This window comes from Psychroserpens sp. (assembly GCF_036960315.1).
In the GTDB taxonomy this organism is placed as follows: Bacteria; Bacteroidota; Bacteroidia; order Flavobacteriales; family Flavobacteriaceae; genus Psychroserpens.
In genome coordinates this window covers 106,548-131,136 of sequence record NZ_JBALVR010000006.1, presented here as the reverse complement: position 1 = coordinate 131,136, position 24,589 = coordinate 106,548, and the positions used below count along the sequence as shown (strand labels likewise).

Genomic DNA, 24,589 nt, shown 5'->3' with positions numbered 1-24,589 from the left:
AAACTTATTTATTATTTACTGCGAGTTGCACCTTATCTGTCCATTCGCTTACACTGGTTATCTTTGAATCTTTATAATCTACTTCTCTTAATTTATCACCAGACCAAAATAACCACTTACCAACCTTATTTCCATTTTCATAACTAGCAACGGTAACTTTATTTCCAATTAAATCATAACTAGTCCAAACACCATGAAGTTCTCCTTCTTTGTTAAAAGTACCTTGCTGTGCCACAGCTCCATTATCATGATAATAAGTTGCAAAGGTTACATCTCCATCCTTTTTTAGATCAGATTTAGGTTTTTCTTGTGCAAATGTACATGTCACAGTTAACATTAATAAAATGGTGAATATCTTTTTCATTGTTAGTTTGAGTTAAATTAATAAAAGCTTATCAAATTTACATAAAACTTTACAATATCAATACACTTACATAACATTAAATTAACATTGGGCTCTTATCCTATTAATTTTCAGGGTTTTAAATCAACACTAATCATCTTAATAATAAGATAATATTGGCATTACATTAAAGTTACCTTCCATCCTCATATTTGCATTATGTGTTTTAGGACACAATTAGCCTTTCATAAATTTTATTAGTTTTTGTCGACTTAAAATTATGATTTCTAATGAGACTGCTTTTTATAAAAGCAGTCTTTTTTTTTAAAAATACTTCGAAAAGTTAATTATTTGGAAACATTCAGTTAACATTAGAGTTGGTTATTTGCAGCGACAAAAACTAATACTTACAATGAAATCTAAATTTGTACTCGCACTATTATTGTGCATTATATCCTTTGCAAACTCTCAAGAAATTAGTGATACTTCATTTGGCAAAGGGCTCATAAACTTTACAGCAAAAGACAGCTCATTTAGCGTGAAATTTGCTCCACGTTTTCAAGTACGTTCTATTTCTTCATGGAATCATGATGGCGACCAATACGGAAGTCCAGAACACAATTTTATTGTAAGACGCGCACGTTTAAAATTCGATGGCTTTGCATATAGTCCAAAACTTAAATATAAAATTGAGTTAGGTTTATCTAATAGAGATATTTCAGGCGCTAATCAATTTAACAGAAATACACCTCGTTATATTCTTGATGCCGTTATTATGTGGAATTTTTCAGGAAACTGGGAATTATGGGCAGGTCAAACCAAACTTCCTGGTAATGTAGAACGTGTCGTATCTTCAGGAAATTTGCAATTAATAGATCGCTCACTACTTAATAGTCGTTTTAATATTGACCGTGATTTAGGAATTCAATTACGGCATAAAAGCAATCTAGGAGGTCAATTTCTAATGCGTGAAAAATTTGCAATCTCTCAAGGAGAAGGTCGTAACGTCTCAGAAGGAAACGAAGGTGGTTTACAATATACTGCTCGATTAGAATTTTTGCCGTTTGGAACATTTAAATCTAAAGGGGATTATGTTCAAGCAGATTTAAAACGAGAGGAAAAACCAAAATTAATGGTTGGTTTTACATATAATTATAATCAAGACGCCGTTAGAGAAAGAGGGGTTGCTGGTGATTATATGATTAGAACTGATGGTTCAATTTACGAAACAGACCAAACAACAATTTTTGCAGATGCCATGTTTAAATACAACGGGTTTTCTTTTATGGGAGAATATGCAAAACGTACTGCTGATGACGCTGTTGCCACAGAAATAGATGGAACAACTCCAACAGGGGATGTTGTATTAACAGGTAATGCCTTAAACCTTCAAGCTGGGTATTTATTTAAAAGCAATTATGAAGTTGTAGGGCGTTTTACAACTGTTGACTATGAAACTGTAACAGGAACGCTTCCAAGTGAACAATACACTTTAGGAGCTTCAAAATACATCGTAGGTCACAAATTAAAAGTTCAATCGGATATAAGTTATACGACTTTAGATGGAAATGATAATAACATTACGTTTAGATTAGGATTTGATATTCATTTTTAAACGATAAAAACATAACAATTAGGTAACATATTAAAGAGAAACTCTAAAGATATTTGCACACCTTTTTAAATTAAAAGACTATGGATAATATTTATTTATATATGATTATAGCCCTGGCCATTTTAGCAGTAGCTGATTTGGTAGTAGGCGTAAGTAATGATGCAGTAAACTTTTTAAACTCTGCAATCGGTTCAAAAGCGATTTCCTTTAGAACGATTATGATCGTTGCTAGTGTTGGAGTAGCCGTTGGTGCTGTCTTTTCTAGTGGAATGATGGAAGTTGCTCGTAAGGGAATATTTAATCCAAGCGAATTCATGTTCAATGAAATCATGATCATCTTTATGGCTGTCATGATTACTGATATTTTATTGCTTGACTTTTTCAATACCATTGGTATGCCCACTTCAACAACAGTATCTATTGTATTTGAGTTATTGGGTGCTGCTGTAGCCATGGCTTTGATAAAAATTGGTCATGATGGTGGAAGTTTTAGTGATGTTGTTGGATATATTAATACATCTAAAGCCTCACAAATTATCTTTGGTATTCTGCTCTCCGTCGTCGTCGCCTTTTCCATAGGTGCATTAGTTCAATGGGTTTCCAGATTACTATTATCAAATAATTTTGAAAAGAAAGCGCCATGGGTTGGTGCCTTATTTGGCGGAGTAGCTCTAACAGCTATTACCTACTTCATCTTTATGAAAGGTTTAAAAGGAACCTCGTATGCAAAAGAATCTTTTGATTTTCTTGGTGGAGGAACCATGAAAGACTTTCTAGAAGACAAAGTATTATTAATTGTTTTGGTGAGTTCAGTGTTTTGGTCACTGTTATCTTATTCATTAATTGCATTTTTAAAAACCAATATTTATAAGCTAATCATCATTGTAGGAACTTTTGCATTGGCTTTAGCTTTTGCTGGAAATGATTTAGTAAACTTTATTGGTGTTCCCATAGCTGCCTTCAATGCATTTGAACAATGGTCACTCTCAGGTTTACCTGCTACAAGCTTCCCAATGGATGTTTTGGCTGAAAAAGTCCCAACCAATAACTTATTGTTATTTGCAGCTGGAATGATTATGGTATTAACACTATGGTTTTCTAGCAAAGCAAAAAATGTGGTTAAAACTTCATTAGATTTGGCTAGTCAAGGTGAAACTAAAGAACGTTTTCAACCTAACTTTTTATCTCGTGGATTTGTAAGAATGGCAGTAGCAATGTCTCAAATGTCATCATATATTTTACCCGAATCTTGGCAAGCAAAAATTGAAAAACAATTTGAACCTTCAGTGATTTCTTTACCAAAAGACAAGAAATATGAATTACCTGCATTTGATTTAGTTCGTGCTGCCGTAAATCTAATGGTTGCAGCTGTACTTATCTCGATTGCAACATCATATAAGCTACCTTTATCCACTACTTACGTAACCTTTATGGTTGCCATGGGAACTTCTTTGGCAGATAGAGCTTGGGGAGCAGAAAGTGCCGTATATAGAGTTGCTGGTGTAATTAATGTAATTGGCGGCTGGTTCTTTACGGCGTTTAGTGCCTTTTGTGCTGCTGCTTTAGTTGCCTACTTATTAAATTTAAATTTACCGGTAATGTTTCCAATATTACTAGTAGTTGCATTTGGGCTTTTACTTAGAAATTACATTTCACATAATAAAAAATCTAAAGAAGTTAAAGCTGAAGACAGTTTAACTAGATCTGAAAGCAGTTCAATTCAAGGCGTGATACATGAAAGTGCAAACAATATTGCCAATGTTGTGAAACGAACGAATAGAATCTACTCAAATTCTATTGTAGGGCTTGCTAGACAAGATTTAGCCTTGCTTAAAAAGAGCAAAAAACAAGTCCTAAAGTTAACCGCAGAGGTTGATGACTTGCGTGATAACGTGTTCTATTTTATTAAAAATTTAGATGATTCTAGCGTAGGCGCAAGTGATTTTTATATTAATATTTTAGGCTATCTGCAGGATATGACACAATCTTTGGAATACATTTCCAAAGTCACATACAAACATATTAACAACAATCATCAGAAACTTAAGTTTAGCCAAATTAAAGAACTTAAAGAACTTGATGATAAATTGGAAATTCTATTTGAAGATACTAAAACTGCATTTAATTCTGAATCTTTCGAAAAAATTGGTGCCATTTTAGATGAAAGAACAGAAGTTTACAACTTAGTAAAAGAAAAAATTAAAAAACAAGTTGCACGTACTAGAACTGAAGAATCAAGTCCTAAAAATACGACACTATATTTTAGTGTTTTATTAGAAACTAAAGATTTAATTAAAGCAACAATGAGTTTGTTAGAAGAATATCACAATGCTCATGACAGTTCAGTTACACCTGCAACAATTAATGTGGTTGATGAAATTGTAGAAAGCCCCATTAAACCAAACGAAGAAAGTAAGTAATTAATAAAAGCTCTCAATAAAAACCCCATTAGATATTGCTATATCTGGATGGGGTTTTTTATAATTTATAATTATTCACCTATTCGACCTATTTCATCTAACTCTTCGAAAGTTCGCTTTTTCGCTTCAAAATTCTTGATATCTACAACATAAGTTTTAGAAATAGAATCATGCCAACCCTTTCCATTTTCACCTAGAAATGAAAATGCTTCAAAGGGAATAATTCTACATAAAGAACGCACTAATATCTCAGTAAATTTAGGCTTAGCACCATCATATAGAACCACCTTAGTATTGGTGATAAACTTCCCTATAGAACGCCCAGTCAAAGTTTCCATAGTTGCATAATATACAATCGTAATCATATATCCGAAAACAAATTCCATGAGGGTACCCGAATAAAAGAAAAAATCAACTACTCCGTTATTACCTGTTAATTCTGAAATAAAACCAAGAACAAAACCAATGGCTGCTCCCATTAAAATTTGCAAAATATAATCAACAACATAATTGGCAAAACGAATCCCTTTATTAGCTAATACATCTGGAGTAACTGTGTATTTAATTCGATTCATAAGTAAGGACCCTGGTTAGTGATTTCAAATATAGTATTCTGAAATTAAAATCAAATAGCTTATTTTAGGGTCTTCTAATTTTATTTATATGAAATATATTACACTCACTTTTGTCGCTTTAATAACTTTTTCATCAGCAATTAGTCAAGAGTTATCTGGTGTCGAACTTCTTGAAAAAGCGATTAATTATCACGATCCTAATGGAAATTGGTCAAGCTTTAAAGGCGAACTTCTGGTGACTATGAAAACCCCTAACAACCCTAATCGGGAGAGTGAAATCACCATTAATTTACCTCGTGAGTATTTCTATGTCAAAGCTAAACGAGACACGATTACTACTGAATATACTGTCGAAAAGGAGGAGTGTTCTATTAAATTAAACGGAATAGACCATCTTTCCGAAGCACAACTCAAAGCGAATAATCTAAGCTGTGACAGAGCCAATATGTACAAAAACTACTATACCTATCTCTACGGGTTACCTATGAAATTGAAAGATCAAAGCACCATGATAGATGATACCGTTATACGTAAAACGTTTAAAGGCAAAGAATACTTAGTCTTAAAAGCCTCTTATGATAAAAGCGTTGGTACAGACGTCTGGTTTTTCTACTTCGACCCTAAAACGTATGCTATGGAAATCTATCAATTTTTTAAAACCGATGACAACGGTAAACTAAAATTGGATAGTGGTGAGTATATTCTTCTAACGGAAACCAAAACCATTAACGACATAAAAATGCCTCAAGATAGAGCTTGGTATTATAATAAAGATGACACCTATTTAGGTACGGATATGTTGAAGGATTAGTCATTCTTGACTAATTTCCGTTTTCTAGTAAAGTATCCTTTTTACCATATAGCAGAGCGGCGACACTAATTAAATTCTTGATAATATCATTAACGTTATCAGCATCGTTAACAAGTGAAGATGCCATATCTACAGTAATCAAGTCTTTTCTTATCACAGCATCTAATTCTAGATTATCTTTGTTTTTATTATCACGGGCCTCTTGCTCAAGTTTTTTTAAGGCTTTATGATACAACTCATTATCTTTTTCAGTTCTAAAGAGATGAATGACGCGTAATACTTTCGCCACTCTTTTTCGCAACTTGTTGTATTCTTTTTGAATGTCCTTGTTTTCCGAATTTAAATACAACGTAATATTTCTGCTCAATTCGTTTATGTCACTAAGAATCTCAACCATTTTTCTATTGGCAACCTTTATTTGACTTATCTGAAGATTTTGTCTTTCGGTTAAATCAAGTCCACTTTGTGCCTTGGTTGCATAATTAATAATCTGTCCGTAAATACTTTTTACTTTCATGATATATTGCTCACGAATATCCAGTTCGAAAAGCACATTAGATTTTTTTATAACTTTTTTGAGTTTTTCATCAGACTTAATATCAGCTCTGTGAATATTCAAAGCATGCGCTACAATTTCAAAAACAGTTTGTTTAAACAAAAATTTTGATTCTTTTTGTAATGCTGAAATCGTTGTTTCAGGATACTTTAAGACAGCTGGTTTTAAAAATTTAGGCTCATCCACCTGCAGTTCTGGTTGCAATTTTTCGGGTACTATTTTTTCTACTAAGTGTGCTATAGGATTGATAAACCAAATCAACACAAACGTATTGATAACATTAAATACAGTGTGAAATAATGATATGGCCACTGGTATTGCAGCTGCAGCTACATATGGTGATTCTGAACCAATCATTTCACTTAACCATCCCACAAACCGTAAAAAAGGATGGAATAAGATAAGCACCCAAATAACGCCTATGATGTTAAATACCAAGTGCGCTCTTGCTGTTCTTTTGGCTTTAAAACTTGCAACAAGAGCTGCTAAATTTGCGGTAATAGTCGTTCCTATATTTTCTCCTAAAACCATGGCTGCAGCGAGTTCAAAAGGTATCCAACCTTCGGCTGTCATAATTAAAGTTAAAGCCATCGTTGCACTTGACGATTGAATGACTACAGTGAGAACTGTACCTATGAGTAAAAATAATAAAACCGAAACAAATCCGAGATCAATATACTGACTTAAAAAAGCCAGAATCTCAGGATTACTTTTTATGTCTGGCATGGCTTCTTTTAAAAACTGAAGACCGATAAAAAGCAAGGCAAATCCAATGATAAAATTCCCCCAATTATCGAAATTCTTTTTTTTAGAAAACGTAAATAAAAAACCAAAGCCAACCAAAGGCAAGGCTATAGCACTCATACTCACTTTAAAACCCAAAAGCGTAATCAACCATGCTGTTATGGTTGTTCCAATATTGGCTCCCATAATCACACTTATAGATTCTACAAGCGTCAATAACCCTGCATTAGAGAAACTTACAACCATCAATGTAGTCGCCGAAGATGATTGAATCACAGAGGTAATAAAAAACCCTGTAATCACGCCAAATACTCTATTGGATGTCATGGAGGCTAGAATAGTACGCAGTCTATTTCCAGCCAGTTTTAAGAGGGCATCACTCATCACCTTCATTCCAAAAAGGAATAAGCCTAAAGCTCCAATGAGCTGTAAAATATCATAAAACCCGTAAGTCATGTATTGCTAATAAAAGTATAAAATAATGCAAATTCTTTGTAAAATCAAATAGATTTACCCACAATCAATTACAAGTAATCTAAAACTTAACCAAAAAGATAGCAAGTCATTAAGAACTGATAAATTATCAAATTAAGAAAAAACAGAAATCAGTAAATAACCCAAAGCGCCTCCAATAATGATTACCCAAATAGGACTAATGTTAGTTTTAAAAGTTAAAAAAACAGCACTTAAACCTATAAGTATTGCTTTCCAATCGCTCAAGGTTTCTTTTGTCATAATCACTAAAACAGCCAGCATTACTGCTACAGCAGCAACATTTACAGCATTTAAAAAATGTCTTAATACTTTAGACTGTTGCATTTTAGGTATAAAGGGATTCAGTATTAAAACAAATAAAAATGACGGTAAAAAAATACCTGCTGTTGCAGCTAGCGCTCCGTAAAATCCAGATAATTGATACCCAATAAAAGTAGATGTCGAGAGTATGGGTCCAGGTGTAAATTGTCCAACAGCAATTGCATCTATGAGTTCTGCTCTGGTTAACCAACCTCTTGTAACTAGCTCTGCATCTAGATAAGCAAACAACACATAACCACTTCCATAAAGTATTGCTCCTACTTTTAAAAACACCCAAAACACGTTAAGCGTTGATACTTTTAAGACTGTTGTACCTAAACCAGATAATAGAAATATAGGTAAAAAGCTATTTGCACTTTTAATTGCTTTATCCTTAAACGAAAAGTACAAGGCCCCTAATATTCCAGCAGATAACAACGCTATAATTTCATTTACGCCTAACAAACTAGCCGCTAATACCAAAAGTCCTAAAACGGCAAGTTCTTTCCCTTTTACGGCTTTCTTTCCTAGCTTAATTATTGCCGAAGCAATAATCGCCAGAACGGCTGGTTTAATACCAAAAATAAAAGGCTCTACCTCTGGTAGTGTTCCATATGAAACATATAAATACGCCAGTATTGCGGTAATTAGTGTTGCTGGAATGATAAAGGATAGGCCTGCAACAAAAAGACCTATTTTCCCAGCGCGTTCATAACCACAATGCATGGTCATTTCAGTAGAGTTAGGTCCAGGAATTAAGTTTGTAGTTCCTATTAAATCTAAAAAGTAATCTCGCGTCATCCATTGTCGCTTGGTCACGATTTCATCTTCCATTATTGCAATATGTGCTGCTGGACCTCCAAATGCAAAACAACCCAATTTAAAAAATACGCAAGCGACTTCTTTAAGGGTGTTTGATTGATTTGTTTTCATATTTTAGAATATGTTTACATATAGAAAAAGTACTCTTTTCAGAGTACTTTTTCTTAACACTTAATGATCAAAATAATCGAGATTTCTTAAGAACCACACATTAAGCAATCATCACCTTCGGCTTCTTTAGCTTGTGTGATTAATGCTTTCATTTCTTCTGCACTCATTGGTTCTACTTCTACAACAGCAGATTCTACTTCTACTTTTTCTGCTGTTTGTTTAGCAAATTTAGCGGCAGTTTCAGCAGCTATTTGTTGTTTTTGAGCAACATTGTCAACTTCTACAGCAACAATTACAGGTTCTGCAACAGGTTCAGCTTTTGCTTCTCTAGTAATGGTAATTTTCTTTGCATCGACAGCACTCTTTGTACGTAAATAGTACATTCCTGTTTTTAATCCGCTTTTCCATGCATAGAAATGCATTGATGTAAGCTTTGCCATTGTAGCTCCTTCTAAGAATAAGTTAAGTGATTGTGACTGATCGATAAAGTAACCTCTTTGACGAGACATGTCTATAATATCCTTCATACTTAGTTCCCAAACCGTTTTGTAGAGCTCTTTAATATCTTGAGGAATATTATCTACAGCCTGTATAGAACCATTTGCACGCATGATTTCATTTTTAAGATCTTCATTCCAAAGACCAAGCTCAACTAAATCTTCTAATAAATGTTTGTTCACAACAATAAACTCACCAGACAATACACGACGGGTATAAATGTTAGACGTATAAGGTTCAAAACATTCATTATTACCAAGAATTTGAGACGTAGATGCAGTTGGCATTGGTGCGACTAATAATGAATTACGAACACCATTCTTAGCAACATCTTTTCTTAATTTATCCCAATCCCAACGACCGCTCAAGGTGTCTTCTTGGATGTTCCATAAGTTATGTTGAAATTGACCTTTGCTTATTGGAGAACCTTCATAAGACTCATAAGGGCCATCATCTTTTGCTTCTTCCATACTAGCAGTTACAGCAGCATAGTATAAGGTTTCAAAAATTTCTTGATTTAAGGTCTTAGCTTCGTCACTAGTAAAAGGCATACGTAGTTTAATAAACGTATCTGCCAAACCTTGAACACCTAAGCCAATTGGCCTGTGTTTTAGATTAGAATATTCAGCTTCAATTACAGGATAATAATTTCTATCAATTACTCTGTTTAAGTTCTTAGTAACACGCTTTGTAATTCTGAATAATTCCTTGTGATCAAACTCACCATTCTTTATAAACATCGGTAAAGCAATAGAAGCTAAATTACAAACAGCAACCTCATCTGGAGCAGTATACTCCATGATTTCTGTACATAAGTTAGACGAACGTATTGTTCCTAAATTTTTCTGGTTAGACTTACGGTTTGCTGCATCTTTATACAACATGTAAGGTGTTCCTGTTTCAATTTGAGATTCTAAGATTTTCTCCCAAAGCTCACGTGCTTTTATAGCTTTACGACCTTTTCCTGCCGTTTCATATTTAGTATATAACGCTTCAAATTCTTCACTGTGTACGTCACATAATCCAGGACATTCATTAGGGCACATTAGCGTCCATGGTCCGTCTTCTTGAACACGTTTCATGAATAAATCTGGCATCCACATAGCGTAGAATAAATCACGAGCACGTAATTCTTCAGCACCATGATTTTTCTTAAGGTCTAAGAAACTCATAATATCTGCATGCCATGGCTCAATATACATAGCGAAGCTTCCTTTACGTTTTCCGCCTCCTTGATCTACATAACGTGCAGTATCGTTAAATACTTTAAGCATTGGTACAATACCATTACTTGTTCCGTTTGTTCCTGCTATATAGCTTCCTGTAGCTCTAACATTGTGAATAGATAAACCTATTCCTCCTGCAGACTGTGAAATTTTAGCAGTTTGTTTTAGTGTATCGTAAATACCGTCAATACTATCATCTTTCACTGTTAAAAGAAAACAAGATGACATTTGAGGTTTTGGAGTACCAGAGTTAAATAATGTTGGTGTAGCATGTGTAAAGTATCTCTTAGACATTAACTCATAGGTCTCAATTGCAGCCTCCAAATCGTTAAGGTGAATACCAATTGATACTCTCATTAACATATGTTGTGGACGCTCTGCAATTTGCCCGTTCAATTTTAAAAGGTATGAACGCTCTAAGGTTTTAAAACCGAAGTAATCATAACCAAAATCACGGTTATAGATAATAGAAGAATCTAATTTATCCTTATTATCCATGATAACTTGATACACCTCATCACTAAGGAGAGGCGCTTTCTTACCATTTCTTGGATTGACGTATGTGTATAAATCTGTCATGACCTCACTAAAGGTCTTTTTTGTGTTTTTATGTAAGTTAGACACCGAAATACGTGCAGCCAATCGTGCATAATCTGGGTGAGCAGTCGTCATTGTTGCGGCTTGCTCAGCAGCCAAATTATCTAATTCACTTGTGGTTACTCCATCATATAAACCATCAATAACTCGCATGGCTACTTTAATTGGATCAACAAGTTCATTAAGTCCATAACACAGTTTACGTACTCTTGCTGTAATCTTGTCGAACATTATTGGCTCTTTTCTTCCGTCTCTTTTTAATACAAACATACTTTACACATTTTTTATTTATTCTGAAGCTACCATTCAGAAAAAGGGTTAGTTAGTTATCATTAATCAGATAGGATACTGATTAACAATGGATTAATTATTGTTTTTTTATACTGAAATTAAAACTGGCAGCTATTTTTATTCTGAAATCCTAAGAGTTCAGAACCGCAAGCCAATTAAAATACTTCTGTCTTTAATTATAAGCTCTAGAAATCGAAATTATCTGAACCGAAATCGTATTTGTTTTCGTCTTCCTCTTTATTAAGAACGCCTGCTTTTTGGTATTCAGACACACGTTTTTCGAAGAAGTTCGTTTTCCCTTGTAGTGAGATCATATCCATGAAATCAAAAGGATTGGCTGTGTTGTACACTTTTTCACATCCTAAATCGGCTAGTAACCCATCGGTTACAAACTCGAGGTATTGTGACATTAATTTAGAATTCATACCAATTAAACTTGCAGGAAGAGATTCTGTAATAAATTCTCTTTCTATGTTTAAGGCGTCCACAAGAATTTCTTTGATACGTTCTTTTGGCACTTTGTTTATTAAGTGGTGTTCGTGTAAGTGTACTGCAAAATCGCAGTGCATTCCTTCATCACGAGATATTAACTCATTAGAGAACGTCAAACCAGGCATAAGACCACGTTTTTTCAACCAAAATATAGAGCAAAACGATCCAGAAAAGAAGATACCTTCTACTGCTGCGAAAGCGATTAAACGCTCAGCAAAACTTGGTGAATCTATCCATTTTAATGCCCAATCTGCCTTCTTTTTGATTGCAGGAAATGTTTCAATAGCATTAAAAAGCATTGCTTTTTCTTTTTCGTCTTTTACGTACGTATCAATTAACAATGAGTAGGTTTCACTGTGAATATTTTCCATCATAATTTGGAAACCATAGAAAAATTTGGCTTCACTATATTGTACTTCATTCACGAAATTTTCAGCTAGATTTTCGTTAACGATGCCATCACTTGCCGCGAAAAACGCTAGAACATGCTTAATAAAGTAACGCTCATCATCGGTTAATTTGGCTGTCCAATCTGTAATGTCTTGATGCAAATCAATCTCTTCTGCCGTCCACATACTAGCTTCAGATTTTTTGTACCATTCCCATAAATCATGGTGTTGGATTGGGAAAATCACGAATCGATTCTTGTTTTCTTGCAAAATTGGTTCTACAACTTGAGACATATTAATTGGTTTTTTTTTAATTAAAAATTAGCTGAAAAATCTAGTGTGATTTAGGACTATCAAAGATTCAAAAATGTATGAGATATTTTACCTTTTTTTACGAAAGTTTTTCAACAAGTTTTTAACAATGAGAATTTGTTAAAAAAATTAAAGATTTGTTAAAAAAAAAGCTATTTAATTGATTATAAACACACTACCCAATTATTGTTTAACACGAAAACGTAAGTATAATCTTATTAAATAGACAGTGACAGGTGATGTTTGCTAGATAACTCAAATAAGAAAAATACATTAGAAATTGAACAAAAAAAGAGAGCTTCATATTGCTCTCTTTTCTCCCTAATAATTAACTAAACTAACTAAAACTATGTACTGATATAAAGTCTTATTACACGAAATTAAGATGTAAAAAAAAGTCAGGGTAAAACCTGACTTTTTCTAATGATTAATAGCATTTAATCAAATAAAAGTGAATCCCCACGATCACTCTATTTTTTTTTTCGTTTGGTCGTATTAATTAAAAATCAAATATGATAAAATATATTCGTCCAAAAGTTCTAATTTGTATAGATGGTTACAAAAAGTGTATAATTGGTAATCCCGAAATGAAGATTATACGCTCAAACCAACTTTAAAACTCATTACACAGGAAATTGTGCTAACTACACATAATACAGACAAGGTATTGTATTATATTCTATATTTGATATTATGATTAAAGCGGTAATAGTTGACGATGAGCCAAAGGCTATTCAAGGGTTATCTTGGGAGCTCACTAATTTCAGCAACGATATAGAAATTATTGAAACCTTTTCCAATCCCGAAGAGGCGATTGTATATCTCAATAATAACTCTCCAGATTGTTTGTTTTTGGATATACAAATGCCAACTATGGATGGTTTTCAGTTTTTAGGAAAACTATCTAATAATGATTTTGCTGTAGTTATCACAACCGCTTACGACGAGTATGCTATCAAAGCTTTGAAGCATGAAGCCATCGATTATTTGTTGAAGCCTATAGATTCTGACGACCTTCAAGAAACTATTCAAAAAATTAAGAAATACAACTCTAGATTAGTAAACTCTACCAAGCTTGAAGAGGTCTTAATGAATTTTAATGAGCGTTTTGACAAAAAGAAGATTACCATTAATACCGATGGGAAATTAATCTTTCTAGACATTGATGATATTTTATTTGTAGAGTCTGATGGTAATTACTGTACGATCGTCACCAACAAACAGCAAAATATTGTCATCACCAAAAAGTTAAAAGAGGTTGATGCTATTTTACCTGAACATTACTTTTTTAGGATTCACAACTCGTTTATCATTAACTTGAGTAAAATAAAAGAGTTTATCAAAAGTGAAGGTTACGTCGTCATGGAATCCAATCACAAAATTCCGGTGGCAAGACAACGTAAATCCGATTTTTTAGAAAAGCTATGATTTGAAATACCCTAAAACACATACAATCCGTAATTATACTAATTATTTATTAGTCATACTTCTCTTTTGTTTTTTTAGCACAAGTATCCTACATGCTCAAGACAATAATAATTCAGAATTTGACAAAGATGTTGCTAGTTTAATGTCTACAAAACCTAAACGTTATGCAAAAATTGACGCTTTAATTAGAAAGCACTCTAGGGACAGTGTCAAAATGAAAACCTTGATTAATTCGTCTAAAAATACTAACTATTTAGAAGGAGAAAGTTATGCACTTAATTCGTTAGGTGTTGTTTATAGAAACGTTTCACTTTACGAGCGATCTATCAAAACGCATGAAACCGCAAAAGTCGTTGCAGATCAAGCCGAGAATCTCGAATTGCAAATTGTGAGTTTAAATAATATTGGTGTCGCTTATCGTAGAATGGATTTGGTAAAACCCGCTCTGGATTTTCATACTAAGGCTTTAGATATTTCACGCTCTATCAAAGACCCTTCGAAAACCGTATCCTACAATATTGCTGTATCTCAAAACAGTATTGGAAATATATATCTCATTTTAGACCAATATGAATTAGCACTTAAACAGTTTGAAAAATCTATAGCAATTGAAAAACAAGCTGGTAATCGATTAGGACTGGCCATTAATTATCAAAATATCGGATATGCATATGAAGCTCAAGGCGACCTCCTAAGTGCACTTCGCAATTATAAATTATCCCTTGAATTTAACGAGCAAATCAATTCTAATTTAGGCCGTGTTATTTGTTATAATAGCATTGGACAAGTTTATATAAAACAAAAAAAATATGTTGATGCTAAAGTGATTATTGAACAAGCATTAATCAAAGCACTAAACATAAACGATCAGTTTTACATCGCAGAGTCTTATATTAATCTTGGATGGGTTCAAAAGGAAATTGGAGATCTTTTATCTTCGGAAGGCAGTCTTAAAAAAGGACTTCAGGTTGCTAAGCAATACAACCTCAACTTATCTATTGTTGAAGCAGACAAGCTTCTTTCAGAATTATACACTGGAACTGAAGACTATCAATCGGCTTTAACGCATTATAAAGAGTCTGTCAAAGTAGAGAAAACCATTAATAACAATCGTAATTTACGATACGTTAATGATGTGATTATTCAGTATGAAAATGAAGCAAAGAACAATGAAATAAAAGCACTTGCTAGTGAAAATCAAATTGTGAGGTTAAAACTAGAGCGCAACAAAAAATTATTCTGGTATTCTATGTTAGCGCTGGCTATTATTAGTGGTATTTTAGTGGCTTTGTATAGAAACCGTCAGCTGAATCAAGAAAAACAAATATTAACTTTAGAGCAGGATATGTTGCGCAGCCAAATGAATCCGCATTTTATATTCAACTCTCTAAACTCTATCAAGCTTTATATCATAAATAATGAGAAAGAAAATGCTGTTTATTATCTCAATAAATTTTCCAAACTCATTAGAAAAATTCTCGTTGCATCTTCGGAAAAAGAGAACTCTTTAGAAGACGAACTCGACACCATGAAACTTTACATGAATATTGAGAATATTAGGTTTTCAAACGAAATTGATTATGAAATCAAAGTTGATGACACCATCAACACTGCAAATATTAGAGTCCCTTCTTTAGTATTACAGCCATTTCTAGAAAATGCTATATGGCACGGACTATCATCTAAGAAAGACGACAAGAAAATTGTGTTACATGTGTACAGAATTCAAGATGATTTTGTAAGTATTTCTATTACAGATAATGGTATTGGCAGAAAAGAATCCAACAAGATTAACCAAGATAAGATTCTAAAGAGAAAATCGGTAGGTATAGCCATTACAAAAGCACGATTAGCAAACTTCTCTAAAGCCTACACCAACGATTATAAAATTGAGATTGAAGATCTACACGACAATAATCAAAAAGCAATCGGCACTAAGGTGATTGTAAAAATTCCGACACGTTCAGTTGTATTACGCACTGCTTAATTCCCAGCACCAAGAACAGACATCATCGAACCATATTTTGAAGCATCAATTGAGAATTCTGTTTTCTCCAAACCTACACATTGCATCGTCATACTGTTCTTAACTTTCTTTTTATCTACATAGACCATTTCCATCATGAGTCCGTTTTCTGAATACCTTTTCATCCACTCAGGATTAAATCCTTTAGGAAGGTTTTTTGAATTGGTTCCAAAAACTTGGTTAAAACTTACAGGAACATCATCTGTCATATAAATAGTGATTTTTACTTTATCGTTTTCACTAACAAAGCCTTCACATTCGTAACCCATTATGGTTTTTGAATCCAACTTTTCGAAGCTATATTCCGAATTATCACTATCTCCTTTAAAGTCGGAAGCTTTGAGTTTTGTTTTTTGCACCACCTTCTTACCCATCATTTCCATAAACATGGCAGTGATATTAAGGTTGCTATCCATAACCATGAACATTTTAGTGTCTGGACTTGATTTGCTCATTTCCGCTGAATCAATACCGAAATACATTCCGCCTTCTTTTAAATAATAGTCAAACGTAATATCCTTTTTTTTGTGGGTCATTTTAAGCTTATAGATATAATCAAAATCATAGCTTGAAGGCAATTCTATTTTGGATATTTTTTGCGAATACCCATTATGAAAAAAGAAAAAAAACGTTAAGCAAAAAGCGAGTTTTGTGATGAGTTGAGTTGTCATTGTTTTTAAAAATTTATGGATTAGTTACCTGTAAATGATCAATTTAAAAAAATAAAGTTATTAAAAATAGACAAAATGTATAGTCTGTTTCAAATTATGTGTTATTGGAAATTATTCAACTATAATTTTTTGAATCTGCTCTCTTTTGCCGGTTATTATTTTCACAACTTGATGTCAATAACCACAGTCGCTTTTTGCTTAAACTGTTTTTCGTTTTTTATGCGTTATTAAATATTATTTAAGGCCTTGCTTCCAATATTAAATTAAAAGGCGTTTCTGTTGCACGTTTAAATCTTGAAAAACCACCTTTAGAAATCACCTCTTTAAGTTGTTTTTCTCCTGCTTGTGCACCTAAAGCCAATCCGACTTCTTGATTTAAAGAGCATGGCGTACAAAGCATTGTAGAAAAGGCATAAAATGCACGTCCCACTGGGTTTAGATTTTCTTCTAAAGTATCTTTTGCAAATGGCTCTACAATCATACACGTACCATCTGGTTTTAAGGCTGCTTTTGCATGCGCACAAGCACCAACTGGATCTCCCATATCATGTAAGCAATCAAAAAATGTGATAAAATCGTAATCTTTTCCTGGGAAATCTTTTGCTGTAGAGACTTCAAAAGAAACATTAGTTAGTCCAGCGTCTTTTGCTCTTTCTTTGGCTTGCTCTATAGATGCCGCATGAAAATCAAAACCAATAAAAGTGGAGTTAGGAAATGCTTTTGCCATAATAATTGTAGACGCCGCATGTCCGCAACCTATATCTGCCACTTTTGCTCCTTTTTCCAATTTTTCAACCACACCTTCCATAGCAGGTAGCCAGCTAGAAATAAGATTGCCTTCATAAGATGGACTAAAGAATTTCTCTGTTCCGCAGAATAAACAAGAATTATGGTCTCCCCAAGACACGCCTTCGCCTGTTTTAAAAGCCTTTTCTATTTTAGGCTCATCGTGATACACTGAAGAAATAGCATAAAAAGCACCTGTCATAAATACCGGACTTTTTCTATTACCAAAAACCATAGATTGTTCTGGCGTCATGAAGAATTTTTGAGTAGAAGCTTCATATTCTACATATCCCGAAGCTGCTTGAGCAGACAACCATTCTCTAACATAGCGCTCAGCAGTATTCGTTTTTTCCGCTAACTCATAAGATGTTAAATGACCAGACTCTGTTAAAGTGGTATACAATCCAAGTTTATCTCCAATTGTTACTAATGGTCCATTGGCAGCTGCTCCCATTTCGGTTACTACTTTACCTAATAAGTCGTGTAATTTGTCTTCGTTTAACTCCATAATTTTCTGTTTTATTGGTTAATAATCTACTTATTAGTACTTTATATTTTAAAAGGTAAACATGGGTCGTAAGATTTTTCTATTTTTACTATTCATGTTTACTTTAAAAAGAAACCAACACTAATATGACAGACAACGCTGTTATTAAAGCCTTAAAAAATAGAGACCCAAATGCTCTAAAACAGATCTATTCAAACAATAGGTTGGCTTTTATGGGTTTTGCTAAAAAATATCCGATTACAGAAGAGGATATTATTGACATCTATCAAGATGCGATTATTGCATTAAGAGATAATGCTGTAAATGGAACTATTGATAATCTAAAAAGTGAATTAAAAACGTATTTGTTTAGTATTGGTAAGTACATGATTTACAACAAAGTAAAACAACAAAAAAAGATGCATTTAGTAGAAAATCCTACTGATTTTATTGAAAATAAAGATGCATTTACTTTTAATACAAATACCAATGCGTTAACTAATGAACAAAAGCAATTACAAGGAGCTTTTAAAGCATTAGGACAAAAATGTAAGGAGGTCTTGACCTTATTTTATTACAGAGGTTTTGATCTTGAAGAAATTATGAACGAATTAAATTACACAAATAAAGACGTTGTTAAAAGTCAGAAATCACGTTGTATAAAATCCCTAAAAACGATGATTTTTAAAAACTAGTTATGGACAAAAAAGAATTAATAGCACAATATATCACCAAAAATCTTTCCCACGAAGGCCAAAAAGAGTTTGATCATTTAATGGTCACTGATACTGAATTTGCTAAAGAAGTGACGTTTCAAGACAACTTAAAAACTGTTATTGAAAAGGAAGAGCACGATAGTATTAAACTGCAATTACAGGGTTTTGAAGCAGAAGAAAATTCAACTTTTAATTACAAAAACTGGTTCGTCGCAGCAACTGTAGTCGTCCTATTAGGATTGTCTAGTTTCTGGTATTTTAATAGTTCTATTGATACAGAAAAACTTTATGTAGAAAATTTTGAACCTTATAGAAATGTGGTGCAGCCTATTGTAAGAGGTGAAACAAAAACAGATTTAAAAACAAAAGCATTTAGGGCTTACGAAACGAAAAATTATACTGAAGCACTTCAGTATTTTAATCAATTGCTAAAAGAAAAACCCGATGAAACCATTGCATTCTATAAAGCTAACGTCTTATTAAAACTCAATAAAACGGAAGAGGCTATAATTATTTTTAAAAATAATTTAAAAACTCCCGACAGCCTTGATGCTAAAAATAATTGGTATTTGGCTTTAGCATATTTGCAATTAAACGACATTGAAAGCGCTAAACATATTTTAGCCAACTTAAACGCGAATTCTTCGTTTAAAAGTGAGGCTACAAAACGCTTACTTCAACAACTTGATTAATTGTTTTCTAGATAAAAATAGTGCAATAATTGCTAATACAATTAATACAAATAGCCAAATATTTGAGCTAGAATCTATTGCAGATACATCTCCAGAAATCACAAATCCAGACCAATAAAAAGGATGTCTTAAAGTCACATCATCTGTTGTTTCTAGGTATTCTATTTTTGCTTTTTTAAGCGCTTCATCTTTAGAGTTTCCAGCTTTTAAATGTTTATAAAACGATTCCATTAGCTTAGCTGTTTCTTGATCTGGAACTTTCCACAAACTCATTACTGTACTGCTTACTCCAGCATACTGAAATGCCCTGGACATACTCATAACACCTTCACTTTTTTCTAACTTTCCAAATCCCGTTTCACAAGCACTTAAAACAGCCAATTCGGCATTAATTCGTAATGTATAAATATCTGAAGCTGTTAGCACTGAATCTTGAGCAAAAATCAACTTACTATATAATGGATTAACCTCATCTATTTCTGCATGAGTTGCCAAATGTAAAATGGAAGAATTTTGAATAGCCCTTTTAAAATTTTCTACGGTAGCCTGTTCGTCTAAAAACGTATCTCCTTTCATTAATTTAGCTATAGATTCTATTTCTGTTTTACTTGAAAGGAGTGCCTTATTTGTTTTAAATTCTGGCGCAAAACCAATCCAATTAGTGGTGAATTTAAAATCGAAGAAATCTTCTTGTTGGGTTTTTAATAAACTTGCAGAACCCGAATAGCAAATGATATAGTCTTCAATTAAAAAGGCATCTTCTTTCATTAAAGCTTCAAAAGGTAAATGATTTAATTCTTTATCCGGAATTATAATCAATCGCTTTGTATCTAAATTCAATTCTTTCACTAACAGATTGTATAATGCTTTTGATTGTTGAGTAATAGCTCCCCTTTTACTTAATCGTTCTCTATATACTTGTAAAACAGATTGAATTTCTAGAGCTTTTGGAAGCTCCATAAAGCTAATTTCAGCTTTAGATATTGTAAAAACATACACATGATCTTCAGCCAAAAAATATTCGATTACGGTTTCATCATCTTTTAATATTTCGTTTTGAAGTTCTTTAATTCCAATCCCTTTCTCACTATGCTTTAACTGGTAATACTTTGGATGTTCCATTTCAATTTTCGCAAAGAGACTATCTAATGTCGTTCTACAAATGATCTGCTTACTCAACAACTCGTCCATATATTCACGATCTGGCTCCTCAGCATTTTCCTCGTAATAGATTTCTTTTTTTAAAGTCGCTAACTCGTGATTTAGTTTGTTTTCTTTTAGCAATAATAGCTCAGGAACGTTCGCCATTTTTTTAAATCGGACATCTTGTATTCCAGTAACTAAAGCACTGCTTCTATTGAGTTCAGACAACTCAAAAGCTTTTTCAACATACATAAAATCATCAGTTGAATTATATAATATGTAAGATGCTTCAATGGCTTTTGCTACAAAATAATTCATGCTATTATTAACATAAATCTTTGATTTACTAGTTGGATAATCCTTCTTGATTTTGAATATTAGCTGTGTGGCTTCATCAATATTTTGAATGCTTTTTTCGAGAAGTTTCAAGTCTTCTGTCTCGTTATAATAATGTAAAGCGATGTCTAACTCTAATGTTAACGCATCTAAACCATAAAACAAATTAGAGTTAGTCGCATTTGTTTTTATAACTTCAATAATTTGTAATGCGGTTTCACGTTCACCTTTTTTAAAATAGTTCTCTGCTTCAATTACCAATACACTTAAGTGCGTCTCATGATAATTCCCATAAGCATTTATGAATTTCTCTCTTGCAGCTTTTAAAGCTATTATGGCCAAATCATGCTGATTGGTTTCCATATAAATAGTTCCTAATCCAATTTCAGCGTAAGCTTGAATAAGACTATTTTTAATAGACTTTGCAATGGTAATGACTTCCCTATAGTTTTTTTCAGCTTCAGTAAAACGCTTAAGTTCTACTTGACTTTCAGAAATGGACAACAAGCTTTCAGCCGTCCATCTGTGATTGGCTCCATAGGTTTTTCTTCTTATTTCAAGTGCCTTTTTCACATATTCAATACTCTTATTATAATCGCCTTTTAATTCAAAAATATTTGAATACGCTATATATACAAAACTCGTATTTGGGCTGTCTTCTCCATACCTTCTAATAGCAATTTGCAATGCTTTTTCGGCAAACTCTTCTGCTTTTTCTAGGTCATTCTTTTTAAAATAGGTATTTGTAAGTGCCGCATAAATATCTGATAGAAAGCCTACGTCTTCTCCTCTATCTAACAAATCATGATGTGCAGCTTTATTATAAAACTCAATAGCTTTATCATATTCACCTAAATCTTCTTGTACAATTCCTATGTTGTAAGTTGTTATGGCAAGTTGGTAATTATCTGCATTTATATCTTGCTTTATTTTATAAGACGCATTATAGTAATATGATGTACTATCTAATTGGTCTTTAAAATAAAATCCAACACCAATAATATTAAATAAAGCCGCTTTCCGTTCTTGACTTTCTCCATTATTATATGATAATGCTCTTTTTGCTGAACTAATTGAATTATCATAATTTCCTAAATCTATTTCTACACGACTTTTTATTTGGTAAGCATTAGCCAAATATTTTTTAGTTTCTGCTTTTACTTTTAAACGGTTGATTAATGAATCTGTAACAGTAAATGCTTGTTGAAACTCACCTAGAAATTTTAAACTCAAAGCTTTGATAGACATTAATTCTGCATAAATACTGTCATTAGTAATGGCACTATGCTTTAAATAAGACAAAGCTTCATTACAATTGCTTACAGAAGTGTTATAATCGCTTTGAAGGCTGTTTATTTTTGAAATGTAGGATAAACAATTAACTGTATTTAAGTAGTCATTCTGGCCTTGAAATTGTTTTTTGGCCAACTGAAAACTTTCTAAAGCTTGTTGATAGTTTTCAGTTTCATAGGAGTTTAAAGCAGTAATGTAAAAGGACGCATCACTTTGTGAGAAACACACAAATATTGGGCTTAAAAAAAACAAAACTACAAACCTGATTCTCATTTAGTTATAATATTTAATAAATATACTAAATGGAATTCTTTTAAGTAAATAATAAATTAACGATTGAGTTTTTTAGCCACTTTTTCTAACTCCACATACCAATCTTCACCAAACTTACGTATTAGTGCTTCTTTTACGAATTTGTAAACAGGGACTTGTAATTCTTTTCCAAGCGAACAGGCATCATCACAAATTTCCCATTTATCATAATTAACCGCAGAGAATTCTGAGTAATCCTTAACACGAATAGGGTACAAATGACAAGACACAGGTTTCTTCCATGAGATTTCACCTTGATTGTAGGCTTCTTCTATTCCGCAGAGTGCCGTCTTTTTTTCGTCAAAAATCACATATGCGCAATCAGCATTATTAATTAAAGGAGTTTCAAAATCTCCAAAATCTGTTGTGATATGTGTGCCCTGTTTTTCAATAATTTCAATCCCTTCTTGACGCAAAAAAGGTTTCACTTTAGGGTAGATATCTTTAAGAATTTGCACTTCTTGAGCATCAAGAGGCGCACCAGCATCACCATCAATGCAACAAGCACCTTTGCATGCCGATAAATTACACACAAAATCCTTTTCGATAATATCTTCTGAAACTATTGTTTTTCCTAGTTGGAACATGTGATTTTACGCTAAAAATAGAGATGACAAAAATAGTTAAACTTTACGATTATTTAACGTTATAAATCCTTCTTAAAGACTTATTTTTGCCGAAAATTTACAAATCATGGATATTCAATTAAATTTCAAGGAGATCTTAACAACATTTATGGTGTTGTTTGCTGTAATTGATATTATCGGTAACATTCCAATTGTAATCGATCTACGTAAAAAAGCAGGGCATATTCAAAGTGAAAAAGCATCTATAATAGCGGGTATTATTATGATACTCTTTTTATTTCTGGGTAAAACCATTTTATCCTTTTTAGGTGTTGGTGTCAACTCGTTTGCAGTTGCTGGTGCATTTATTTTATTTTTTATAGCTCTAGAAATGATTTTGGGTATCACCTTATACAAACAAGATGAAAATACAGCAATGACTGCATCTGTATTTCCGTTGGCATTCCCGTTAATTGCTGGACCAGGAAGTTTAACAACCTTATTATCACTTAGAGCAGAATATAGAATTGAAAATATTATCATTGCGGTTATACTCAATGTTATTATTATCTTTATCGTATTAAAAACCTCAGCTAAAATTGAGCGTGTTATTGGTCAAAACGGAATCAACATTATCCGTAAAGTGTTTGGTGTGATTTTGTTAGCTATTGCAGTAAAATTATTTGCACACAATATCAAAGCGCTTTTTGAACTGGCTTAATCTGGATTCATGAAATATTTTACCATCATATTTACAATCCTTGCTATGGGACTCATTGCATACAATGTTACCGAGCTTGACTTTGACAATCTATTTGAAGGCGAAAGCATAGTAGCACTCATCACAATTTTTGCAGCCCTTTGTGGCATTGCCTTATTACAGGTGTTACGATTATCTAAACGCGTAGATCAAAAATTAAAAGGACGTCAATAATGTATGATGCTTTAATCATTGGTGGAGGAGCCGCAGGCATGTCTTGTGCTTTGGTTTTAGGTTCGGCAAGACCAAAGCCTTTTGCCGAAGATAAACGCATTGGCATTGTCATGCATCAAAAAACGTCTCATTTACAAAATGCGCTGTTTAATAATGTTTTGGGATTAACGCCTGGAACTTTAGGTGCAGATATTCTTCAAAGTGGAAAAGCGCAACTCAAAGAACTCTATCCTCATGTCGACCAGATAGAAACTGAAAAAGTAAAATCCGTACGGAAATCTCAAAAAGGATTCACCATCATTACTAATAAGAACGTTTACGAATCTAAAATTGTCATCATTGCTGTAGGCTATACTCATTTACTGACTATAAAAGGCCTAGAAGATTATGTAGAACCTCACCCAAGAGCGCTTATTGAAAAAGAGCGCATCTGGTTAAAAAATGACAATCATTTAGTTGCTAACGATTTATATGTTGCTGGAAGTTTAGCCGGTTGGAGAAGTCAGTTTGCGATTGCTTCAGGAAGTGGCGCTCAAGTTGCCACAGATATTCTCACCCTTTGGAATGATGGCAAACAGACCAAAGTTCACGATAAGGCTTAA

General features: G+C 33.1%; 20 protein-coding genes. 10 read left to right on the top strand and 10 right to left on the bottom strand.

All coding sequences use genetic code 11. From position 1 onward, the window contains the following. Window positions 1-4: 4 nt before the first annotated feature. Window positions 5-364: a toxin-antitoxin system YwqK family antitoxin gene (locus V7719_RS11705; RefSeq protein ID WP_335730094.1), complete on the bottom strand. Its 360-nt coding sequence runs from the start codon at window positions 362-364 to the stop codon at window positions 5-7. 391 nt (window positions 365-755) lie between these two features. Between V7719_RS11705 and V7719_RS11700 the strand changes: the two genes are divergently transcribed. Continuing rightward, window positions 756-1,958 carry a porin gene (locus V7719_RS11700; RefSeq protein ID WP_335730093.1) on the top strand — a complete coding sequence of 401 codons (1,203 nt, stop codon included), beginning with the start codon at window positions 756-758 and terminating at the stop codon, window positions 1,956-1,958. An 80-nt stretch (window positions 1,959-2,038) separates the two neighbouring features. Then, entirely contained in the window at window positions 2,039-4,378 is a 2,340-nt protein-coding gene (locus tag V7719_RS11695; RefSeq protein WP_335730092.1) for an inorganic phosphate transporter, read from the top strand. A 71-nt stretch (window positions 4,379-4,449) separates the two neighbouring features. On the opposite strand, the gene V7719_RS11690 is transcribed toward V7719_RS11695, so the two are convergent. Further along, the gene (locus tag V7719_RS11690) at window positions 4,450-4,953 is read right to left on the bottom strand and encodes an RDD family protein (RefSeq protein WP_335730091.1); all 504 of its coding nucleotides are present in this window, start codon (window positions 4,951-4,953) and stop codon (window positions 4,450-4,452) included. An 88-nt stretch (window positions 4,954-5,041) separates the two neighbouring features. Here V7719_RS11690 and V7719_RS11685 point away from each other — a divergent pair, with 88 nt between their 5' ends. Beyond that, window positions 5,042-5,764, top strand: coding sequence for a DUF6503 family protein (locus V7719_RS11685; protein WP_335730090.1), 723 nt, complete (start codon window positions 5,042-5,044; stop codon window positions 5,762-5,764). Window positions 5,765-5,774: 10 nt separating this feature from the next. Here V7719_RS11685 and V7719_RS11680 read toward each other — a convergent pair whose 3' ends face one another. The 4 genes from V7719_RS11680 to V7719_RS11665 form a co-directional block, all read right to left on the bottom strand. After that, window positions 5,775-7,520, bottom strand: a complete 1,746-nt coding sequence (locus tag V7719_RS11680; protein ID WP_335730089.1) for a Na/Pi cotransporter family protein — start codon at window positions 7,518-7,520, stop codon at window positions 5,775-5,777. Window positions 7,521-7,652: 132 nt separating this feature from the next. After that, entirely contained in the window at window positions 7,653-8,792 is a 1,140-nt protein-coding gene (gene chrA, locus V7719_RS11675; RefSeq protein WP_335730088.1) for a chromate efflux transporter, read from the bottom strand. A gap of 86 nt (window positions 8,793-8,878) precedes the next feature. After that, window positions 8,879-11,383 (bottom strand): ribonucleoside-diphosphate reductase subunit alpha, encoded by a 2,505-nt coding sequence (locus V7719_RS11670; protein WP_335730087.1) that lies wholly within the window; start codon window positions 11,381-11,383, stop codon window positions 8,879-8,881. 206 nt (window positions 11,384-11,589) lie between these two features. Beyond that, complete coding sequence (locus V7719_RS11665) at window positions 11,590-12,579, bottom strand: ribonucleotide-diphosphate reductase subunit beta (RefSeq protein ID WP_335730086.1); 990 nt, start codon at window positions 12,577-12,579, stop codon at window positions 11,590-11,592. A 711-nt stretch (window positions 12,580-13,290) separates the two neighbouring features. Between V7719_RS11665 and V7719_RS11660 the strand changes: the two genes are divergently transcribed. Further along, window positions 13,291-14,025 carry a LytR/AlgR family response regulator transcription factor gene (locus V7719_RS11660; protein ID WP_335730085.1) on the top strand — a complete coding sequence of 245 codons (735 nt, stop codon included), beginning with the start codon at window positions 13,291-13,293 and terminating at the stop codon, window positions 14,023-14,025. Window position 14,026: 1 nt separating this feature from the next. Further along, entirely contained in the window at window positions 14,027-16,012 is a 1,986-nt protein-coding gene (locus V7719_RS11655; RefSeq protein WP_335730084.1) for a tetratricopeptide repeat-containing sensor histidine kinase, read from the top strand. Here V7719_RS11655 and V7719_RS11650 read toward each other — a convergent pair. Together V7719_RS11650 and V7719_RS11645 are read right to left on the bottom strand one after the other, a co-directional pair. Continuing rightward, window positions 16,009-16,722, bottom strand: coding sequence for a DUF4412 domain-containing protein (locus V7719_RS11650; protein WP_335730083.1), 714 nt, complete (start codon window positions 16,720-16,722; stop codon window positions 16,009-16,011). The two genes, V7719_RS11655 and V7719_RS11650, sit on opposite strands and share 4 nt — an antisense overlap. A gap of 238 nt (window positions 16,723-16,960) precedes the next feature. Beyond that, on the bottom strand, window positions 16,961-18,016 hold the full coding sequence (locus V7719_RS11645; protein ID WP_335730082.1) for a class I SAM-dependent methyltransferase: 1,056 nt from the start codon (window positions 18,014-18,016) through the stop codon (window positions 16,961-16,963). 125 nt (window positions 18,017-18,141) lie between these two features. Here V7719_RS11645 and V7719_RS11640 point away from each other — a divergent pair, with 125 nt between their 5' ends. After that, on the top strand, window positions 18,142-18,690 hold the full coding sequence (locus tag V7719_RS11640) for an RNA polymerase sigma factor (protein ID WP_335730081.1): 549 nt from the start codon (window positions 18,142-18,144) through the stop codon (window positions 18,688-18,690). Window positions 18,691-18,692: 2 nt separating this feature from the next. Next, on the top strand, window positions 18,693-19,403 hold the full coding sequence (locus V7719_RS11635) for a tetratricopeptide repeat protein (protein WP_335730080.1): 711 nt from the start codon (window positions 18,693-18,695) through the stop codon (window positions 19,401-19,403). Here the strand turns inward: V7719_RS11635 and V7719_RS11630 are convergent. Together V7719_RS11630 and V7719_RS11625 are read right to left on the bottom strand one after the other, a co-directional pair. Continuing rightward, window positions 19,383-22,448 (bottom strand): CHAT domain-containing protein, encoded by a 3,066-nt coding sequence (locus V7719_RS11630; protein ID WP_335730079.1) that lies wholly within the window; start codon window positions 22,446-22,448, stop codon window positions 19,383-19,385. The two genes, V7719_RS11635 and V7719_RS11630, sit on opposite strands and share 21 nt — an antisense overlap. A 56-nt stretch (window positions 22,449-22,504) precedes the next feature. Beyond that, window positions 22,505-23,074, bottom strand: coding sequence for a DUF3109 family protein (locus V7719_RS11625; RefSeq protein ID WP_335730078.1), 570 nt, complete (start codon window positions 23,072-23,074; stop codon window positions 22,505-22,507). Between the two features lie 112 nt (window positions 23,075-23,186). Here V7719_RS11625 and V7719_RS11620 point away from each other — a divergent pair, with 112 nt between their 5' ends. The 3 genes from V7719_RS11620 to V7719_RS11610 are packed head-to-tail and all read left to right on the top strand — an operon-like array spanning window position 23,187 to window position 24,589. Continuing rightward, window positions 23,187-23,774, top strand: a complete 588-nt coding sequence (locus tag V7719_RS11620) for a MarC family protein (RefSeq protein WP_335730206.1) — start codon at window positions 23,187-23,189, stop codon at window positions 23,772-23,774. Window positions 23,775-23,783: 9 nt separating this feature from the next. Further along, a complete protein-coding gene (locus V7719_RS11615; RefSeq protein WP_335730077.1) occupies window positions 23,784-23,987 on the top strand; it encodes a hypothetical protein in 204 nt (67 codons plus the stop codon). Then, complete coding sequence (locus tag V7719_RS11610) at window positions 23,987-24,589, top strand: NAD(P)/FAD-dependent oxidoreductase (RefSeq protein WP_335730076.1); 603 nt, start codon at window positions 23,987-23,989, stop codon at window positions 24,587-24,589. The genes V7719_RS11615 and V7719_RS11610 overlap by 1 nt, the downstream gene beginning before the upstream one ends.

Excerpts from the sequence above, each read along its gene's own strand:
- V7719_RS11705 (WP_335730094.1), bottom strand. The coding sequence starts at position 364 with ATGAAAAAGATATTCACCATTTTATTAATGTTAACTGTGACATGTACA.
- V7719_RS11700 (WP_335730093.1), top strand. The coding sequence starts at position 756 with ATGAAATCTAAATTTGTACTCGCACTATTATTGTGCATTATATCCTTT.
- V7719_RS11695 (WP_335730092.1), top strand. The coding sequence starts at position 2,039 with ATGGATAATATTTATTTATATATGATTATAGCCCTGGCCATTTTAGCA.
- V7719_RS11690 (WP_335730091.1), bottom strand. The coding sequence starts at position 4,953 with ATGAATCGAATTAAATACACAGTTACTCCAGATGTATTAGCTAATAAA.
- V7719_RS11685 (WP_335730090.1), top strand. The coding sequence starts at position 5,042 with ATGAAATATATTACACTCACTTTTGTCGCTTTAATAACTTTTTCATCA.
- V7719_RS11680 (WP_335730089.1), bottom strand. The coding sequence starts at position 7,520 with ATGACTTACGGGTTTTATGATATTTTACAGCTCATTGGAGCTTTAGGC.
- chrA (WP_335730088.1), bottom strand. The coding sequence starts at position 8,792 with ATGAAAACAAATCAATCAAACACCCTTAAAGAAGTCGCTTGCGTATTT.
- V7719_RS11670 (WP_335730087.1), bottom strand. The coding sequence starts at position 11,383 with ATGTTTGTATTAAAAAGAGACGGAAGAAAAGAGCCAATAATGTTCGAC.
- V7719_RS11665 (WP_335730086.1), bottom strand. The coding sequence starts at position 12,579 with ATGTCTCAAGTTGTAGAACCAATTTTGCAAGAAAACAAGAATCGATTC.
- V7719_RS11660 (WP_335730085.1), top strand. The coding sequence starts at position 13,291 with ATGATTAAAGCGGTAATAGTTGACGATGAGCCAAAGGCTATTCAAGGG.
- V7719_RS11650 (WP_335730083.1), bottom strand. The coding sequence starts at position 16,722 with ATGACAACTCAACTCATCACAAAACTCGCTTTTTGCTTAACGTTTTTT.
- V7719_RS11645 (WP_335730082.1), bottom strand. The coding sequence starts at position 18,016 with ATGGAGTTAAACGAAGACAAATTACACGACTTATTAGGTAAAGTAGTA.
- V7719_RS11640 (WP_335730081.1), top strand. The coding sequence starts at position 18,142 with ATGACAGACAACGCTGTTATTAAAGCCTTAAAAAATAGAGACCCAAAT.
- V7719_RS11635 (WP_335730080.1), top strand. The coding sequence starts at position 18,693 with ATGGACAAAAAAGAATTAATAGCACAATATATCACCAAAAATCTTTCC.
- V7719_RS11630 (WP_335730079.1), bottom strand. The coding sequence starts at position 22,448 with ATGAGAATCAGGTTTGTAGTTTTGTTTTTTTTAAGCCCAATATTTGTG.
- V7719_RS11625 (WP_335730078.1), bottom strand. The coding sequence starts at position 23,074 with ATGTTCCAACTAGGAAAAACAATAGTTTCAGAAGATATTATCGAAAAG.
- V7719_RS11615 (WP_335730077.1), top strand. The coding sequence starts at position 23,784 with ATGAAATATTTTACCATCATATTTACAATCCTTGCTATGGGACTCATT.
- V7719_RS11610 (WP_335730076.1), top strand. The coding sequence starts at position 23,987 with ATGTATGATGCTTTAATCATTGGTGGAGGAGCCGCAGGCATGTCTTGT.